Genomic DNA, 17834 nt, shown 5'->3' with positions numbered 1-17834 from the left:
TTGATGATATTATTAATCTTGTAGTGAATAAATCCCACGGTTAGATGAGTAATAAAAGTGGACACTTACACCACAGTTGGATACAATCTCAGAATCCTACAAAGCTAGAGTTGAAACTGCAACAACAGCCACAGCGAGAGCAAATGTTTTACTATTTTGCTTATGGATCTTGTATGTGTCCTGTGGATTTAAAGCGATCGCTTGGTGAGAACACTCACCCTTACGTCATCGGCACGGGAATATTAAAAAGTTATCGCTTAGGGTTTTATCTCTATTCTCCCAAGCGCAAGTGTGGGGTTTTGGATGTAGTCAAAGACCCGCAAACCAGCGTTAAAGGTGTGCTTTATCGGCTACCTTGGCGACTGAGTGAACACTTAGATAAACGGGAAGGTGTCCTCCAAGACGTCTATCGCCATGAATTAGTAGATATTCACTGCCAAGAGCAAGTATATAAAGATGTTCGCACATATACAGTAGTTAACAAGTTACCTGAAGAAATGGCGCCGAGTGACTGGTACTTTAACGTTGTGCTGCGGGGTGCTATCACCTGCGGGCTACCTGAGGAATATTGCTGGCATTTGTTTAATCATATGTACCAATTACAACAGCGTCATCAAGAACAACAAATTAGGCGATCGGCTTAATAATTATGGGCTTTAGAGGATGTTTTAAAAGTCGTTAGTGATGTGGCAAACACTGTTAGATCACCCCTAACCCCCTTAAAAAGGGCTACCTTGTACGTACAGGTCTTTTAGAGTTTCCCCACAGCGTTTAGATCCCCCCTAACCCCCCTTGGAAAGGCTACCTTGTACATACAGGTCTTTTAGAGTTTCCCCACAGCGTTTAGATCCCCCCTAACCCCCCTTGGACAGGGGGGAACCGGAGTCAAAGAGATTGGGAGGTGTGGCATGAGATGTGTGTAAACGGTAGCTGAAAAGGGGGGGAACTGGAGTTTAGGAGCATTTTTATCACTAAAATTTTATCCATTGGCGCGGCAAGCGATGGTAAAACGTGCAAAGATGCATCATAATTAATCGCGGTTTTTCATAGCTTTTTAAGGTATATAACTATGACTCATGCTTGTTGCGGCCCTGGTTACGCTTCCCCAGCAGCAGCGATGCAGGCGGAACGGGAACAGGTACTTTATGCGATCGCACTTTACACAGGTACAGGCATCGAAGAACCAGATTACCTCGCCACTGTAGACGTTGATCCCAAGTCCCCTACTTACTCGCAAATCATACATCGCCTATCGATGCCTTACATTGGCGATGAATTACATCATTTTGGCTGGAATGCTTGCAGTTCTTGTCATGGCGACGCTAGCAAATCCCGGCGGTTTAGCGTGATTCCCGGACAACGGTCTAGTCGGATTTATATAGTTGATACAGCAGATACAACAGCGCCAAAACTCCACAAAGTTATTGAACCAGAAGAAATTAAAGCCAAGACCAACTTAACTGCACCCCACACAGTACATTGTCTAGCAGATGGTCATGTGATGATTTCCATGCTAGGGGACAGCGAGGGAAATGGCCCCGGCGGCTTTTTGTTATTGGATGAGAATTTTGAGATTGCTGGACGCTGGGAAAATAAAGCTGATGGAATGCGGTTTAACTATGACTTTTGGTACCAGCCGCGTCATAATGTGATGGTGAGTAGCGAGTGGGGCGCACCGAAAACCTATTATCCTGGTTTTGACCTTAAGGATGTTGCTGCTGGTAACTATGGTCAGCATATCCATTTTTGGGATTGGACGAAACGCGATATTGTCCAAAGTTTTGATTTGGGTGAAGAAGGGTTAATTCCCTTAGAGTTGCGGTTTCACCACAACCCCGACAGCACTCATGGATTTGTCGCTGCTGCACTGAGTAGTAATGTTTGGCATTGGCAAAAGTCTAACGAACAATGGCAAATAGCGAAAGTTATTGACATTCCAGCGGTGGAAGTGACAGGCTGGCCTATACCTGTGCCATCGTTAATTACAGATATTTTAATTTCGATGTGCGATCGCTATATTTATTTCTCCAACTGGTTACATGGAGATATTCGTCAATATGATATCAGCGATCCTGCCCATCCCCAACTCACCGGTCAAGTTTGGTGTGGTGGGTTGCTAGGTAAAGGGGGTGAAGTTCAAGGACATAAATTGGCTGGTGGGCCGCAGATGTTACAGTTAAGTCTGGATGGTCAGCGGCTTTATGTGACCAATTCCCTATTCAGCACTTGGGATAATCAGTTTTATCCTGACTTGTCGAAAACCGGCTCATATTTATTGCAGGTTGACTGCGATACTGAAAACGGCGGATTGAAAATCAACGAAAATTTCTATGTTGATTTTGGTCAAGAACCATCAGGCCCATCTCGTGCTCATGAAATGCGTTATCCTGGCGGTGATTGCACTTCAGATATTTGGCTTTGAGTTAGAGGATGTTCGTCAAATCATCAAGTTCACAGAAAGACCTCGCGAACATTCCTCTCGCTTTGGAATGTAGAGACGCTGCATGCAAGGTCTCTACATTATTGAATTTTTCCCTCTTATAGCTGGTTTTCAGGATGCTAGTTGCGCGGATGGGTAGGTGTAGAATTTCGATGCTGGAAAAAAACGCTTGGATCTCAATCACTGCAAGGGTTTCAGCCTCTAATCGCCCAATATCGATCCGCGCGATCTCTGAAAGCCTTAACCTAAAAGGGGTTCAGGCTTTTTTTTCTGAACCCTATTTTCAAACCAACGGCTGTAATGGTATATTGATGATCGATCCGCGCAACCGCACCTTGAAAACTAAATATAGTAAGGGTTTCAGAAGCCTGCTATTGCAATTCCTCAAAATCCCTATTAGGGATTGAAACTCTTTCTCAGTGTTGAGCGTATTAGAAACATCTTATTGCAATTCCTCAAAATCCCTATTAGGGATTGAAACATAGCTCTAAGAGCTAATGACTCAGCTTCCCTTATTGCAATTCCTCAAAATCCCTATTAGGGATTGAAACTCAAAGAATCTGACCACGGTGTATGCTGAAGACCATTGCAATTCCTCAAAATCCCTATTAGGGATTGAAACTTCCATCTCCTCGCTATCCAGGGCTTTGGACTGAATTGCAATTCCTCAAAATCCCTATTAGGGATTGAAACGTTTAAACGAAAGCCGGAGTTTGTAGGACATTAGATTGCAATTCCTCAAAATCCCTATTAGGGATTGAAACAATATCTATTTGCAGCGCCAAGATACTCTAGAAATATTGCAATTCCTCAAAATCCCTATTAGGGATTGAAACTAAAGCTAACTGGTATTGGACAAGCGGGTGGTGTAGCATTGCAATTCCTCAAAATCCCTATTAGGGATTGAAACCAGGGTAACTTGCCGGAACAACGGGCGGTAACAATTGGGCAAATTGCAATTCCTCAAAATCCCTATTAGGGATTGAAACTCTACACGTCAAGATGTTTGCTGGCAAGATTCTTGGATTGCAATTCCTCAAAATCCCTATTAGGGATTGAAACCCAAGAGGCAATCGCAGTTATTAACCAGTTGCACAAAATTGCAATTCCTCAAAATCCCTATTAGGGATTGAAACTAATCAAGACTTACTAACTAGCATAAGTACTTTAGCATTGCAATTCCTCAAAATCCCTATTAGGGATTGAAACCTGGATTTACAGATTGCTCAACCCAAAAGCCTACATTATTGCAATTCCTCAAAATCCCTATTAGGGATTGAAACAACAATAGAAATTCCAACCACACCCGAACCAGATTGCAATTCCTCAAAATCCCTATTAGGGATTGAAACGAATACAGCATTTTTAACGTGACAATTAAAACCATTGCAATTCCTCAAAATCCCTATTAGGGATTGAAACATAGCCATGCTGGAAGTACTCAGCCAGTGCTGGAATGCGTAACCATATTGCAATTCCTCAAAATCCCTATTAGGGATTGAAACCTCCATTGGCACCTACTTTCAGCTATCAATTGCCACATTGCAATTCCTCAAAATCCCTATTAGGGATTGAAACAGGTATACTTTCTTTCTCTATTAGCCAACTCTATTAATTGCAATTCCTCAAAATCCCTATTAGGGATTGAAACAACCCATTTCATCTGCTTCAGCATTTGGACATCCATTGCAATTCCTCAAAATCCCTATTAGGGATTGAAACGCAACTGATATATCACTTAGCATAAATTCACTAATTGCAATTCCTCAAAATCCCTATTAGGGATTGAAACTCGATTCTGTCTAACTCAACATACGCCAATACGGTTCAGTTAAGCCTAAAACTCTTTGTCAAAGTGAATTTTTTTAACGTAGACGCGGAGCGGCGTGCCGCAGGCTACCGCAGAGGCGCAGAGGACACAGAGAGAAGAAAAAAATGCTTAACTGAACTGTATTGCAACATAGGCTTTAAATGCAATTGCAATGCATCAAAATCTCTATTACAGCAGTTTCCGATTGATTAGACTAAAGTGTAGAGACGTTACAGGCAACATCTTTACAACATGACTTGTCTCTACAAAATATGTGTTTCATTCACCTGAAAACCGCTGTCAGCCAAGCTTGTCTAGAGTTGGTTGTGCTGAAATATCATCCCACTCAGACTGAGAGAGAGATTGCACTTCTAGCTGCATAGAAAAGCGATCGCTTGCTGCGGCAATTAAAGCGCTCATAACCCCTTCTCTACATAGGTTTTGGGGTAATTGTGCCGTGGTAAAAGATTCTGTCCCAAATACCTGCTTAAACAAATCTGCATCTGGGCTTAACCGAATAGAACCATGTTGTAAAACAGCTTCACCTCGTCGCAGTTGGGCGCTACCAATGAGTTTAGTCTGATCTAACAACACCAAATCTGCACCAGTCGCAGTACCAAAACAGTTAGGATTGTGGATGTAACCCCGGCCAGAAGTACCATAATCCAACTCTACACCAAGCGATCGCCACCCTTGAATTAAAAACTCACAAATTTCTTGGTATATCTGGAGACGACTGCCCCTCATTCCCGATGTAACCACAGCATAAGTTAAATCACCTTGGTGCAACACAGCCCGGCCACCAGTAGGACGCCGTACCACATCTAATTTTTGACTTTGCCAACTTAAATTTTGCCAAAATTCAGGATATTCGCGTTGATGATAACCGAGGGAAATAGCAGGTGGCGACCAAGTATAAAACCGCAGAGTTGGGGGATGCTGTCCCAATTGGTGCTGAGAGAACAACCAACGGTCAATCGCCATCTGCACCTCGCCAGGGGCGTCTAACAAAGGAATCAGTCGCCAAACCGGCTTACTATGCATCTCATCCCCAATCTAAAATCCAAAATCGTTTAAGTCGCGCCAAACTCAGATTGTAACGCCTCATCATGATCATCTGCGATCGTTGCCACAATAGTAATCAGCCGCGAGACTTCACCAGGAGACAACTCTGCTAAGGTGCGGGTTGAGATGACAACCACCTTATATTCAATAATCCCGAACCGCGCTTCAAAAGTGCTAGAACAATTCAACTCCAAAAGATATCGCAGCAACCGGGGTTCATCTTTAGCAGGTAACTTAAGTACCTCAGACCAAACCGTTATCGTATCCTCATCGCTAGTACCAGAGAGTTGAACAAAAACTTCCACACTGCCATACTTAAACTTCCAGAGATAAGCACCCTCTGGATTATGGCTAACCATCGCACTGTCATCTTGTTCTAGAGAGTCGATGACATTTTCAATCACTTCTACGTGCTTGATGGTTGTTGTTTCGGCGATGAGTTCATTAATCAAATCATCGCTAGTTAGGGTTTCCTGGGAGTTTGTCATACAGATTTTTGTCTGAATATAGTTATTGCTTCATCTACAAATACTTTATAGCTTCTGGGGAAAGTTATTTGTAGCACCTTAGGTGATAGTCTGAGCATCCGTCATACCAGGTTGAGTCGAGGTTAAATAAAAGTAACAAATATTACGATTAGTAAAGGATAGCATTTACTTGCTATATATCTATGACCACACCTGATATTTGAAAATTTCAGGCCTCAAACAATGGAGTGATTGATTCAATAGATGAACAGGAGGGAGTTAAGCTCACACCTGGAGGACTGAAGAAACTTGGCAATCTTGTTAATATTAAAGATGACACCATTGCCGATGCTATTCGTCAGCGTGGTGGAGGGCAAGGACAGGTTAATCAATTACGCAGCGATTACCAAAATCTCAGGGTGGGTGAATTAGCAAATTTAGCTGCTGAGGGAGACACAGAGGCAGAAACTGCTATTAAAATTCTCAAACAAGCAAGGAAAAAGCGTGATAAATATGGCAATCAATGAATTTCCCATTGGACAGGCTCTGACAGGAATATCAATAGTTGAAGATAAGGAATTTACTGGTGATGAACTCTGCCTAGATAGAGTTGAACTTCACTTTCAAGATACTACAATTATATTATTACCTCTTAGTGATACTGATGAAATAGAAATAACAGAGGAAAAATATCATACTCCTACTAGTACTACTCCATCTTGGGGTAAGTCATTGATTAATCAAAACCTAATGGCTGTATGGGTATGTGAAAATAACCAAGGTTATCAAGATCAGGTTATTTTTGCATTTGAGTCTCTACATCCTAGCTTTGCCTTTTTTGCAGAAGGTTCAGCCATAAAAGTATTTGCTTGTGAACAAATTTCTCATGAAAAAGAATTAATTACTAATGATGCAATGTTTGAATTTGAATCTGTGGGAGAAGTACTAGAATCTATCCGAAAACATCAATTCAACTCAGAAATTTTACTCAAATATTCTCTCGCCGAAACTCGTAACAATTACCAATTAGTTCTTGATATGGCTGCTATGCAACCAGTTTTATTAACCAATCAATCACAGCTTACCCATGTGCTAACTTCAGCCAAGAGCTATCAAAAATTAATTGATCGAATTAAAGAATTAGAAGATATGGTTTCAGGTCAAGCTGCTGAAACTGATATGAGTCAATCAAAAATGGTTGGTAGAAAAGTTTCTACATCTACACTGAAGCACTTGACTAATAGTGATACACTAACAATGATGCAACTCGCAGAAACTGCATTTCAGGAGTGGAACGACCCAGAAGAAGATATTTATAATGAAGAAACTTAAACTATTGGAAATCTGGTTAGTCCGTTTTCCTTTTAGCGATTTAACTTCGACAAAACTTAGACCAGCCCTTGTTTTAGCAGTTCATCGAGAAGAGTTAATTATATTGGGTATTTTCTCAAAAGTTCCTTATGGTGAGTTACCGGAAAATTGGGTGTTGATTTCAGACACACATCCAGAGTTTTCACAAACAGGGCTAAAAAAGGCATCTTTAATCAGGACTGATAAAATTGCTACGGTTAATGAGTCGGTATTTGACAGGCAGTTAGGAATCTTGCCATCAGACAATATTTCTGTAGTACAAACAGCGCTGAAAAAATCGCTGAATATTACTTAGGTAAGAAATTCGCCATTTTTTATATATATTATGCTAACAGATGAATTTCTGATCGTGCCGACTCGGACAGCAGTATCAATCGTTGAAAATGCTTTAGACAAAATACTAATTTACAGCGATTTTCAGGTAAATAGACCACGGTAGGGGCACAGCAGTGCTCATACGTGTCAACTTAAGGTGAAACCCTTGTAATGGCGTTATATCAAACTTATTCAATTACCAACCAATCCGGAAGAACCCCACCCCGGTTTTGCTGACGCAAAACCTCCCCTCCCCCGCAACAAAAGTTTTTCCTTTCCCCTCTCCTCTTAGGAGAGGGCTAGGGAGAGGTGGGGAGGGGATTGAGGGGTGGGGTCTTTCCGTGTGTGGGACAACGGTTTGAGCTTAAGTTGACACCAATGAGCACTGCTGTGCCCCTACGATAGATGTGGTTCAAAGAGATGAAAGCTGCTGTAAATAAATACCCTTTTGCTGCGGACAAGGCACAATAAAGACAAGTGAGAGCGATGTCTTACGAAAAGCCACCTCGTGTCTACGCCTTTATGAGCTACTGCCTTAATCCCCATTGCCCAAAATCGGAAAACCCTGATGATGTCAAGTTTTGCCAGACTTGTGGTGCCAAGTTACTCCTCAAAGAACGCTACCGTGCCATCAAACCGATAGGACAAGGTGGTTTTGGCAGAACATTCTTGGCTGTAGATGAGGATAAACCCTCTAAACCACGCTGCGTGATTAAGCAATTTTACCCCCAGGCACAAGGCACCAACACAGTGCAAAAAGCTGTGGAGTTGTTCACCCAAGAAGCGGTGCAGTTGGATGAATTGGGCAAACATCCGCAAATTCCCGAATTAATGGCATATTTTACCCAAGACGATCGCCAATATCTAGTGCAAGAATTTATCGATGGGCCTAATTTAGCTCAGGAATTGGTACACAGAGGCGCTTTTGGTGAAATGCAAATCCGGCAATTATTGGATGATTTGTTGCCTGTACTGCAATTTTGCCATGCTAGAGAAGTGATTCACCGGGATATTAAACCAGAAAATATTATTTTACGGAATAGCGATCGCAAATTAGTCATAGTAGACTTTGGGGCGGCAAAAACTGCCACCAGCACCGCCCTTAATCGCACAGGTACGAGTATTGGTAGCCCTGAATACGTTGCCCCGGAACAAATGAGGGGTAGGGCGGTATTTGCCAGCGACATCTACAGCTTGGGGGCGACTTGTATTAATCTCTTAACGATGCGATCGCCTTTTGACTCCTATGATACCCACAACGCCACTTGGATTTGGCAGCAATACTTGAAAACTCCTGTGAGTAATCAGTTGAGCATTATTCTCAACAAAATGCTAGAAAACATCCCAGTTCGGCGTTACCAAACAGTAGACGAAGTACTCAAAGACTTAAACCCCCAATCGCCAGTAACTCCTACCCCAGCAATCTCCACTCCTCCCCCCACCCCATCAGCACCAACTACTCCACCCACCTCTATCACCAAAACCCCAAGTCAAATTGATCTAGAACTAGAAGAACTCAAAACTCAATTTACTGGCATTGGTAAACCCCAAAACAAAAACGTTCCCATCCAACCACCGCCAACCAAACCTCAACCTACCAGCAGCAGCGAAATTGACGCAGAATTAGAACAATTAAAAGCTAAATATCTGGGAAATAACAACACCTAAAAACCATAACTTCAATCATGTAGAGCGGGCGTCCCGCCTGCTCCTAAATCAACGTGAATTAGACAAACCCCTCCCTGCTTTAAACTTTAGTTTAACTCTATCCCTCTCCGAGTCGGAGAGGGACAGGTTTTACGTAGTAAAACCTCTTAGTGGTCTTTTGATTCGACTAAAGAAAAGTGACCCTGAAAATCAGAGTCACTTATTAATCTTTATTCTGAACCTTTCTACAAGTTCAAAATATTGAATAGCAGGAAAAGCTTACTTCTTAGACTCAGCAATGGGTACCCATTCGGTGTGGAAAGAACCTTCCTTATCAGTGCGCTTGTAGGTGTGTGCACCAAAGTAATCGCGTTGTGCTTGAGTCAAGTTTTGAGGCAAGTTAGCAGCACGATAGCTATCAAAATAATCCAAAGACGCACTAAATGCTGGTACTGGAATTCCCAGTTTAGCCGCTGTCATGATTACTTCCCGCCAAGCTGATTGTCTGTCGAGAATTGTTTGCTTAAATTCGGGAGCTAATAGCAGGTTAGGCAAAGCTGGGTTTTCATTAAAAGCCTTCTTAATCTTATTCAAGAAGCCAGCACGAATAATACAGCCACCCTTCCAAATCCGAGCCATTTCACTCAGATCCAAATCCCATTTATAGGTATTAGAAGCTGTAGATAACAGCGCCATACCTTGAGCGTAAGAACAGATTTTAGAGCAATAAAGAGCATCGCGCACCTTATTAACAAAATCCTTGATTTGCCCATCATATTTAGCGTTAGGGCCAGTCAGAATCTTAGATGCTGCTACCCGCTCATCCTTAATAGAAGACATGATTCGGGCATTCACTGCTGCTGTAATTGTGGGAATAGCAACCCCCAATTCCAAAGCAGTTTGTACTGTCCAACGACCAGTTCCCTTTTGACCGGCTGCATCAACAATCAAATCAACCAGGGGTTTCTTGGTTTCTGGGTCAATGTAGGGGAAGATATTAGCTGTAATCTCAATCAAAAATGAATTGAGTTCGTCGGTGGTGTTCCACTCAGTGAACACTTCATGTAGCTGTTTAGCGTTAAGACCAGCCACATTTCTCAGCAAATCGTAGGCTTCAGCAATTAGCTGCATGTCGCCGTATTCAATGCCGTTGTGTACCATTTTGACATAGTGACCAGAACCACCAGGGCCAATATAGGTAACGCAAGCGCCGTCATCAACTTGAGCCGCAATTTTGTTGAAAATTGGGGATAGATACTCGTAAGAACTTTTTGTACCACCGGGCATCAGTGAAGGGCCATTCAAAGCGCCTTCTTCACCGCCGCTGACGCCCATACCGATATAGCGTAGTCCTGCGGGTTCTAATTCCTGAGTGCGTCGTTCTGTATCTTCAAACCAAGAGTTGCCACCGTCGATAATGATATCGCCTTCTTGCAGCAAAGGTTTTAGTTGGGCAATTACCGCATCCACTGGCTTACCAGCTTGCACCATCACTAAGATTTTGCGGGGACGTTCCAGTGCAGCGACAAATTCTTCTAAGGTAAAGGCCGCTACGACATTCCGTCCTCCGGCACGCTGCGCCATGAAGGCATCGGTTTTTTCGCGGGAGCGGTTGTAAACTGCAATTGGAAAGCCATTGCGCTCGACGTTTAAAGCGATGTTCTCGCCCATAACGGCTAAACCAATCACACCAAAGGTTTGTAGTGTCATAAATTTGTTTGGCTAACTCTTGCAGATCCTTTCATCTTTAGGGTAGACCGAGATTTTCACTGATCTCCTAAAGAAGATATTAAGAGTTGAGATAGAGGACAAAAATCAACAACTAACACAGCTATTTAGTTTTAATTTGTATCTAAATCAACAATTATCTTGCAAAATTTGCAAAATTGAAATATCTAGTTATAGGGACTGGGGACTGGGTATTGGGTATTGGGGACTGGAAACTGGGAAGGAGAAAATGTAAATTATTTCTAATTCCTAATTCATTATCCATATTTCCTAATTCCTGCTCCATATTGCCTCATCCCGAATCCCTAGTCAAATGTCACGGTAAGGAGTATCCAAAAATGCTGGCATATGTCCTAGCGCTAGTGGTCGGACTTGGTAGTTTAGCCATTTACTTAGCAGCTTTCTTCTTCCCAGAGATCCATCGGAAGAATGACTTTATCTGGAGTGGTGTCGGGTTGTTTTACGCCTTAGTAATATGGGTATTTGCACCACGCATTACTGGTGGCCTTTTGCTGGGTCACGTGGCTAGCGTCGCACTTTTGGTTTGGTTTGGCTGGCAAACCCTGTCATTACGTCGGCAACTGACACCACAGATAGAACAAACCCCGGTACCCAGCCCTGAAGCGGTGAAAGCTAGCGTTCAGCAACAGGTGAGTAAGTTTTCTGTTCAGGAAAAGCTGGGCCAGTTGCAACAGAGTGTTAGTGGCATCTTCAGTGGTGTAAAAGACCGGGTGCAGCAGACTGTAAGCAAAAAGCCACCAGCACCAACAGCGCCGCCTAAGGTGGAGATTATTGACAAAACGACTCCCGTACCAGAACAGCCTAGTGAAGTAATTTCCCCCACCCCCTCCCCAGAAGCGGAAGCGGTTACTGTTCCCGTCGCCGAACAACCAATTGAAGCTAAAACCGAAACTTTACCAGAAGTAATTCCACCAAATCCCCCATCTCCTGAATTGGTAGAAGCTGCACAACCAGATACTGAAGAGAAACAACCAATTCCTGTAGAAGAAATTGCACCGGATGCAATACTCGCTCCCCCAGCCGAAGCGCCACCGGAACAAATACCGCCACAATAATCAGATTAGTTAATTTAAGAGGATGTTTTAAAAGTATTAAATACTGGCAAAGCTTCCCTCTACTACTGTGTAGACACAAGGTTTCTAGAGTTGCCGCATAACGTTTTGATCCCCCCAACCCCCCTTAAAAAGGGGGGCAATAATTTGTCAAATTTCCCTTAAAAAGGGGGGCAATAAGCTGTCAACCTTCCCTTAAAAAGGGGGGCAATAAGCTGTCAACCTTCCCTTAAAAAGGGGGGGCAATAAGCTGTCAACCTTCCCTTAAAAAGGGGGTAATAATTTGTCAAAGTCCCCCTTTTTAAGGGGGATTTAGGGGGATCTCGATACGACTTGATACTTTACAAATATCCTCTCAATTGTTTTTAATGTTTTGCCACAAATCAGCAACAATAAACCTTGATAAATGGCCAATATTAGTTGTGGCAATGACTACATCTGAAACAGCCAAAGTTACAGCTTGAGCAACTAAAATAATGTCCCCGTCAATCGTTTTATCACCTGCTGTTGGTTGTCATTGTTGTCGAGCTTGCGCCCAAAATAACGCAGCTTGACGCATTGCGGCTGTTGTGATGGGTAGATATTCTAGCAGATTGGTTAATTCATCTAAGCGAGCAATACCTTTAAGTTTGTTTGCTCTTAATAATTCTCGTCGCACTTCATAATCAGCGATTTCAGGAATGATAACTCGACTACCAGAAGAAACGAGTATTTGCAACCATTGAGCGCAAGCAAGGCTTTCAGCAGACCGTTTTGGATTTGTGATTAAACCTATTGGCCCAGCATCTAATATAGTACTATTATATCGCAAAGTATACTAGAAACCCCTATCCAAACCTCTCCCCCACAGGGAGAGAGCCTTTGAAACCCCTTATCTACAATGGAACGGGGCTTAAGTTGCCGAAAATTTGATGTTACCAATCACACTTTTAAAACAACCTCTAAAGCAAAAATTTACTCAACCCAACCTACGATCTACTTCTATGATTGATTGAAAGGGAAACACCTGAGATTTTGGAGTAGGATTGAGTAATAGCATAGACAGAAAATCTATGACTAATCTCTTACAAGAAGCATTTGCTGTCGTCTCACAGTTACCCGAAGCCGAACAGAATGCGATGGTCTACGCCCCGCTGGAAGCGATCGCACAACTGATTTGGCAGCAACTAGCCCAGCGTGAACAACAACGGCATCAAACACCCATAGATTTTATGCAATTCGCTGGAATTGCCAGTGCTGAAGAATCCTTGCTTTTGCAGAGGCTGGAAGATGAAATTGACGAACTGCAATCGCTAGACTAATTGACGTAGAGAACTGGGAATCTTACCCATTTATCCTGCCTGTATGATACGCCCAGAACGCGATCGCAGCAAAGATAAAAATTCCGCTAAATCAACTAATGCTTCAGCTTCTTTTCTTTCTGCTAAAGTTAATACCTCACCAGCACCTTGACGATCTAATAAAAATTGTAACCGCGCTTGAACAGCTTCAGGCAGTTGAAAATAAGCTAAGTTAACGGGAATCTCAATTACTTCAGTCATATAATGTTTCCCTACACTTGCCAATTGGAAAAATCTGTAGTCTATCGTCTGAAAGTGTGACTGTAAATAGCTTATCGGTAGACAGATCTCACAAACGCACCCCACAATCATACCATCTTCTATAATTGATCGGATAACCTGCACACTTTAGGCATGAGACTGTGACAGAAACCGGAAAATACAAAGATACTGTAAAGCTACCCAAGACGAAGTTTGATATGCGGGCTAACGCTAGCAAGCGGGAACCTGAAATCCAGAAATTCTGGGAAGAAAACCAGATTTATTCTCGCCTTTCGCAAGAAAACCCCGGCGAATTATTTATACTGCACGATGGGCCTCCCTACGCTAACGGCTCATTGCATATTGGTCATGCCTTAAATAAGATTCTCAAAGATATTATTAACCGTTACCAATTACTGAAAGGACGTAAAGTCCGCTACGTGCCGGGTTGGGATTGTCACGGACTGCCGATTGAGTTGAAAGTTTTGCAAAATATGAAATCGGCGGAACGGCAAAACTTGACAACCTTGCAATTGCGGCAAAAAGCGCAGGAATTCGCCCTGAAAACGGTAGATGATCAGCGCGAAAGCTTTAAGCAATATGGTGTTTGGGGTGATTGGAATAATCCTTATTTGACGCTGAAGCCGGAATATGAGGCGGCGCAAATCGGTGTTTTCGGCGAGATGTTCTTGAAGGGTTATATCTATCGTGGGTTGAAGCCGGTTCACTGGAGTCCTAGTTCTAAAACGGCTTTAGCTGAGGCGGAGTTAGAATATCCTGAAGGTCACGTTTCTCGCAGTATTTATGCTGCTTTCCCGGTTACGGGGGTTTCTGAGGCTTTGAAATCAAGTTTGGCGGCATATCTGCCGGATTTGGCTGTGGCTATTTGGACTACTACTCCTTGGACTATTCCGGGGAATTTGGCTGTGGCTGTGAATGCAGATTTGCATTATTCGGTGGTGGAGGTAGAACCCCACCCCCCAACCCCCTCCCCGCAAGCGAGGAGGGGGAGTGAAGAGGAGGTAGTTTCTTCCACCCCGCAAGCAGGAAGTGAAGAATTTACCTCCCCCTCTCTGCTTGCGGAGAGGGGGACTGAGGGGGTGAGGTTCCGGTATCTTATCGTTGCGGCTGAGTTGGTGGAAAGGTTGGCTGCTTTTTTGGATGTGGAGTTAACGGTAAGGGCAACTTTTTCGGGGAAGGATTTGGAAGGTACTACTTATCGTCATCCTCTGTTTGATAGGGAAAGTCCGGTTGTGGTGGGGGGTGATTATATTACGACTGATTCGGGTACGGGGTTGGTACATACTGCGCCTGGTCATGGTCAAGAAGATTACATTGTGGGTCAGCGGTATGGTTTGCCTATCCTGGCGCCTGTTGATGATAATGGTAATTTTACGGCTGAGGCGGGTAAGTTTGTTGGCTTAAATGTGTTGGGTGATGGGAATCAGGCGGTGATTGATGCGCTGACTGAGGCGGGTTCTTTGTTGAAGGAGGAAGCTTATCAACATAAGTATCCCTATGATTGGCGGACGAAAAAACCAACGATTTTCCGGGCGACTGAGCAGTGGTTTGCTTCGGTTGAGGGTTTTCGGGAAGCTGCTCTAAATGCGATCGCATCCGTAAGGTGGATTCCTGCCCAAGGTGAAAACCGCATTACCCCAATGATAGCAGAGCGTTCTGATTGGTGCATCTCCCGTCAGCGCAGTTGGGGTGTTCCGATTCCGGTGTTTTATGATGAAGCTACTGGGGAAGTTTTGCTAAATGCGGAAACTATCAACCACGTTCAGGCAATTATCGCTGAAAAGGGTTCTGATGCTTGGTGGGAATTGTCGGTTGAGGAGTTGTTACCAGAACAATACCGCAACGATGGCAAAACTTACCGCAGAGGTACAGATACAATGGATGTCTGGTTTGATTCTGGCTCATCTTGGGCAGCAGTTGCCAAGCAGCGTCCTGAGTTGCGCTACCCTGTGGATATGTATTTAGAAGGTTCTGATCAACATCGCGGTTGGTTCCAGTCTAGCTTGCTCACCAGTGTGGCGGTAAATGGCATTGCACCTTACAAAACTGTGTTAACTCATGGTTTTGTGTTGGATGAAAATGGCCGGAAAATGAGTAAATCGGTGGGGAATGTGGTTGATCCTCAGTTGATTCTTCAGGGAGGAAAAGACCAGAAACAACAACCGGCTTATGGTGCAGATGTGCTGCGGTTGTGGGTGTCTTCGGTTGATTATTCCTCTGATGTGCGGTTGGGAAGCAATATCATTAAGCAACTCGCAGATGTGCGGAATAAAATTCGCAATACGGCGCGGTTTTTGTTGGGTAGCTTGGATGATTTTAACCCGGAGACAGATGCAGTACCTTTCGAGAAATTGCCAGAACTCGATAAGTATATGCTGCACCGCATCCGTGAGGTGTTTAATGAGGTGACGGAAGCTTTTGACAGTTTCCAATTTTTCCGCTTTTTCCAAACTGTGCAGAATTTCTGCGTTGTGGATTTATCCAATTTCTATTTAGATGTGGCGAAGGATAGACTGTATATCAGTTCTACCGATGCTTTCCGTCGTCGCAGTTGTCAAACGGTGTTGCAGATTGCGTTAGAGAATTTAGTCAAGGCGATCGCACCCGTGTTGTGTCATACTGCTGAAGATATCTGGCAATTTATCCCCTACAAAACTCCCTACAAGTCAGTGTTTGAAGCCGGTTGGGTGCAGTTGGCAGATAAATGGCAAAATCCAGAATTAGCGAAATCTTGGGAACAATTGCGGCAACTTCGCACCGAGGTTAATAAGGTGTTAGAACAAGCTAGGCTAGAAAAATTGATTGGTTCTTCCCTAGAGGCGAAAACCTTGCTGTATGTGGCTGATGAGCAATTACGCGCCACAGTAGAATCCCTGAATCCAGCCAGCGGTAATGGTATTGATGAACCGCGGTATTTATTCCTGACTTCTCAGGTGGAAGTATTGGCTAGTCCAGAAGCACTGCAAGGGTTGAAATACAGCTTGCAGTCTGATTCCTGGGGAATTGGGATAGTGAATGCAGAGGGGCAAAAATGCGATCGCTGTTGGAACTATTCTACCCATGTCGGTGAATCAGCAGAACATCCGTTACTCTGTGAACGCTGCATTCCCGCTTTAGCTGGGGAATTTTAACCCGTAGAGCAGGCGTCTCGCCTGCTATTCTGGACAGGCGTCTCGCCTGTCCTACGTTTAAGATAAATTTACAACTTCTGCAACAACTCCTGAGTCAACTGATTAAAGGCTTTAGAACCAGCCGAATTAGGACTAAGCAAAACCGCCGGCATAAAACTATCTACAGCTTTAGCAACATTCACATCAACAGGAATTTGTGCCTTACAAATTTTATCTACACCAAAATCTTCGATAACGCGGTGCATCACTTGTTTGTAATATCTACCATTAAGCAAGTTAGCGCTAGACATACTAAACACAATACCCAGCATTTTGATATCAATTTTAGCTTCTAATTCATGACTATCTTTTAACTGAGCAATGCGTCTTTCAAGTAATTGAATACCCACTACAGATAAAGGTTCTGGTTTAGCAGGCAGAATATAGAAATCACTAGCAGCTAAAGCGCTACGAGTCAAGAGATTATAACCAGGAGCGCAATCTAAAAGAATAAAATCATATTCTTCACGGACTGGTTTTAAAATGTTATTAATCAAAACCCTTTCAAAGCGATTCCAAATCCTTTCAAAATCTTGTTCACCCAAAGCAACAGATTGTTGATGCAGCATTTCTGAAACAACAAATTCATCATACAAGTCAATATCTCCCGGTAATAAATCTAGTCCAGGGAGATTACATACTTTAGAGTGAACGATATCCTGCACCGTCAGTTTAGCATCAGGATCAGGATTGATAATTTCGTCTAGCAAATACCTAAATGTCTTTCTTTGTTTGCGACGCTTGGCAAAGTCTAAAGGCGACATTAAACTGAGTGTGGCACTAATTTGGCTATCTAAATCTAAGACAAGCACCCGCTTTCCATAATTCTTCGCTAAACAAGTAGCTAAGTTAACGGTGAGTGTAGTTTTACCTACGCCGCCTTTCATATTTGCTGTTGCAATTACATATCCCATCGCTTAATTCCTCTGATGACGCATTCCCATCTAGGTTGCGTACACATTACCTGATTTATTTAAACTTTCACTAAATTTAATCTTTTTCGGGATGCAAAAAAGTTCTTTTAGCGCTACTTTGTCCATTGAGGCAGTCAGATTATATCAGTGTGGGGTGCATTCAGTCTAAGAGGTTGTTTGAAATGTATCAAAATTGATCGAGATCCCCCCAACCCCCCTTAAAAAGGGGGGCAAAAACTTTTCAAAGTCCCCCTTTTTAAGGGGGATTTAGG

Annotated in this window: 15 protein-coding genes and 1 CRISPR repeat array; of the genes, 9 read left to right on the top strand and 6 right to left on the bottom strand. The window is 43.2% G+C overall.

Going from position 1 to position 17834, the window contains the following annotated elements:
* Positions 1–44: 44 nt before the first annotated feature.
* Both CYLST_RS04465 and CYLST_RS04460 read left to right on the top strand, forming a co-directional pair.
* The gene (locus tag CYLST_RS04465; RefSeq protein WP_015206515.1) at positions 45–644 is read left to right on the top strand and encodes a gamma-glutamylcyclotransferase family protein; all 600 of its coding nucleotides are present in this window, start codon (positions 45–47) and stop codon (positions 642–644) included.
* Between the two features lie 425 nt (positions 645–1069).
* Positions 1070–2422 carry a selenium-binding family protein gene (locus CYLST_RS04460; RefSeq protein WP_015206514.1) on the top strand — a complete coding sequence of 451 codons (1353 nt, stop codon included), beginning with the start codon at positions 1070–1072 and terminating at the stop codon, positions 2420–2422.
* A gap of 391 nt (positions 2423–2813) precedes the next feature.
* A CRISPR array of direct repeats spans positions 2814–4232; the repeat unit is 37 nt; unit sequence ATTGCAATTCCTCAAAATCCCTATTAGGGATTGAAAC.
* 318 nt (positions 4233–4550) lie between these two features.
* Here CYLST_RS04460 and CYLST_RS04455 read toward each other — a convergent pair.
* Together CYLST_RS04455 and CYLST_RS04450 are read right to left on the bottom strand one after the other, a co-directional pair.
* Positions 4551–5294 (bottom strand): lipoate--protein ligase family protein, encoded by a 744-nt coding sequence (locus tag CYLST_RS04455; RefSeq protein WP_015206513.1) that lies wholly within the window; start codon positions 5292–5294, stop codon positions 4551–4553.
* 29 nt (positions 5295–5323) lie between these two features.
* Positions 5324–5803: a YbjN domain-containing protein gene (locus tag CYLST_RS04450; protein WP_015206512.1), complete on the bottom strand. Its 480-nt coding sequence runs from the start codon at positions 5801–5803 to the stop codon at positions 5324–5326.
* Between the two features lie 227 nt (positions 5804–6030).
* Here CYLST_RS04450 and CYLST_RS04445 point away from each other — a divergent pair, with 227 nt between their 5' ends.
* The 4 genes from CYLST_RS04445 to CYLST_RS04430 all read left to right on the top strand — a co-directional run bounded on the left by CYLST_RS04445 (position 6031) and on the right by CYLST_RS04430 (position 9136).
* Positions 6031–6309, top strand: coding sequence for a hypothetical protein (locus CYLST_RS04445; protein ID WP_015206511.1), 279 nt, complete (start codon positions 6031–6033; stop codon positions 6307–6309).
* Positions 6296–7114 (top strand): DUF6334 family protein, encoded by an 819-nt coding sequence (locus CYLST_RS35455; RefSeq protein WP_015206510.1) that lies wholly within the window; start codon positions 6296–6298, stop codon positions 7112–7114. Before CYLST_RS04445 ends, CYLST_RS35455 begins: the two co-directional genes overlap by 14 nt.
* On the top strand, positions 7101–7448 hold the full coding sequence (locus tag CYLST_RS04435) for a type II toxin-antitoxin system PemK/MazF family toxin (RefSeq protein WP_015206509.1): 348 nt from the start codon (positions 7101–7103) through the stop codon (positions 7446–7448). The genes CYLST_RS35455 and CYLST_RS04435 overlap by 14 nt, the downstream gene beginning before the upstream one ends.
* A gap of 542 nt (positions 7449–7990) precedes the next feature.
* Complete coding sequence (locus tag CYLST_RS04430; RefSeq protein ID WP_041233424.1) at positions 7991–9136, top strand: serine/threonine-protein kinase; 1146 nt, start codon at positions 7991–7993, stop codon at positions 9134–9136.
* Between the two features lie 258 nt (positions 9137–9394).
* Here CYLST_RS04430 and gndA read toward each other — a convergent pair whose 3' ends face one another.
* Positions 9395–10825 (bottom strand): NADP-dependent phosphogluconate dehydrogenase, encoded by a 1431-nt coding sequence (gene gndA / locus CYLST_RS04425; RefSeq protein ID WP_015206507.1) that lies wholly within the window; start codon positions 10823–10825, stop codon positions 9395–9397.
* 356 nt (positions 10826–11181) lie between these two features.
* On the opposite strand from gndA, the gene CYLST_RS04420 reads away from it, so the two are divergent.
* A complete protein-coding gene (locus CYLST_RS04420) occupies positions 11182–11919 on the top strand; it encodes a Ycf66 family protein (protein ID WP_015206506.1) in 738 nt (245 codons plus the stop codon).
* Positions 11920–12430: 511 nt separating this feature from the next.
* On the opposite strand, the gene CYLST_RS35735 is transcribed toward CYLST_RS04420, so the two are convergent.
* Positions 12431–12727 (bottom strand): PIN domain-containing protein, encoded by a 297-nt coding sequence (locus CYLST_RS35735; RefSeq protein WP_245587463.1) that lies wholly within the window; start codon positions 12725–12727, stop codon positions 12431–12433.
* A 241-nt stretch (positions 12728–12968) separates the two neighbouring features.
* Here CYLST_RS35735 and CYLST_RS04410 point away from each other — a divergent pair, with 241 nt between their 5' ends.
* Positions 12969–13217: a hypothetical protein gene (locus tag CYLST_RS04410; protein WP_015206505.1), complete on the top strand. Its 249-nt coding sequence runs from the start codon at positions 12969–12971 to the stop codon at positions 13215–13217.
* Positions 13218–13247: 30 nt separating this feature from the next.
* Here the strand turns inward: CYLST_RS04410 and CYLST_RS04405 are convergent, their stop codons facing one another.
* A complete protein-coding gene (locus CYLST_RS04405) occupies positions 13248–13457 on the bottom strand; it encodes a hypothetical protein (protein ID WP_015206504.1) in 210 nt (69 codons plus the stop codon).
* A 161-nt stretch (positions 13458–13618) separates the two neighbouring features.
* Here CYLST_RS04405 and ileS point away from each other — a divergent pair, with 161 nt between their 5' ends.
* The gene (gene ileS, locus CYLST_RS04400) at positions 13619–16609 is read left to right on the top strand and encodes an isoleucine--tRNA ligase (protein WP_015206503.1); all 2991 of its coding nucleotides are present in this window, start codon (positions 13619–13621) and stop codon (positions 16607–16609) included.
* A gap of 68 nt (positions 16610–16677) precedes the next feature.
* Here ileS and CYLST_RS04395 read toward each other — a convergent pair whose 3' ends face one another.
* Complete coding sequence (locus tag CYLST_RS04395; RefSeq protein WP_015206502.1) at positions 16678–17562, bottom strand: ParA family protein; 885 nt, start codon at positions 17560–17562, stop codon at positions 16678–16680.
* Between the last annotated feature and the right edge of the window lie 272 nt (positions 17563–17834).

This window comes from Cylindrospermum stagnale PCC 7417 (assembly GCF_000317535.1).
Taxonomy (GTDB): domain Bacteria; phylum Cyanobacteriota; class Cyanobacteriia; order Cyanobacteriales; family Nostocaceae; genus Cylindrospermum; species Cylindrospermum stagnale.
Note: the sequence above shows the minus strand (reverse complement) of the source record. Positions and strands in the feature narration are given on the sequence as shown.

What these genes read in the sequence shown, in the direction of transcription:
- CYLST_RS35455 (WP_015206510.1), top strand. Translation starts at nt 6,296, where the DNA reads ATGGCAATCAATGAATTTCCCATTGGACAGGCTCTGACAGGAATATCA.
- CYLST_RS04405 (WP_015206504.1), bottom strand. Translation starts at nt 13,457, where the DNA reads ATGACTGAAGTAATTGAGATTCCCGTTAACTTAGCTTATTTTCAACTG.
- CYLST_RS04410 (WP_015206505.1), top strand. Translation starts at nt 12,969, where the DNA reads ATGACTAATCTCTTACAAGAAGCATTTGCTGTCGTCTCACAGTTACCC.
- CYLST_RS04455 (WP_015206513.1), bottom strand. Translation starts at nt 5,294, where the DNA reads ATGCATAGTAAGCCGGTTTGGCGACTGATTCCTTTGTTAGACGCCCCT.
- CYLST_RS04435 (WP_015206509.1), top strand. Translation starts at nt 7,101, where the DNA reads ATGAAGAAACTTAAACTATTGGAAATCTGGTTAGTCCGTTTTCCTTTT.
- CYLST_RS04460 (WP_015206514.1), top strand. Translation starts at nt 1,070, where the DNA reads ATGACTCATGCTTGTTGCGGCCCTGGTTACGCTTCCCCAGCAGCAGCG.
- gndA (WP_015206507.1), bottom strand. Translation starts at nt 10,825, where the DNA reads ATGACACTACAAACCTTTGGTGTGATTGGTTTAGCCGTTATGGGCGAG.
- CYLST_RS04450 (WP_015206512.1), bottom strand. Translation starts at nt 5,803, where the DNA reads ATGACAAACTCCCAGGAAACCCTAACTAGCGATGATTTGATTAATGAA.
- CYLST_RS04430 (WP_041233424.1), top strand. Translation starts at nt 7,991, where the DNA reads ATGAGCTACTGCCTTAATCCCCATTGCCCAAAATCGGAAAACCCTGAT.
- CYLST_RS04465 (WP_015206515.1), top strand. Translation starts at nt 45, where the DNA reads ATGAGTAATAAAAGTGGACACTTACACCACAGTTGGATACAATCTCAG.
- CYLST_RS04420 (WP_015206506.1), top strand. Translation starts at nt 11,182, where the DNA reads ATGCTGGCATATGTCCTAGCGCTAGTGGTCGGACTTGGTAGTTTAGCC.
- CYLST_RS04395 (WP_015206502.1), bottom strand. Translation starts at nt 17,562, where the DNA reads ATGGGATATGTAATTGCAACAGCAAATATGAAAGGCGGCGTAGGTAAA.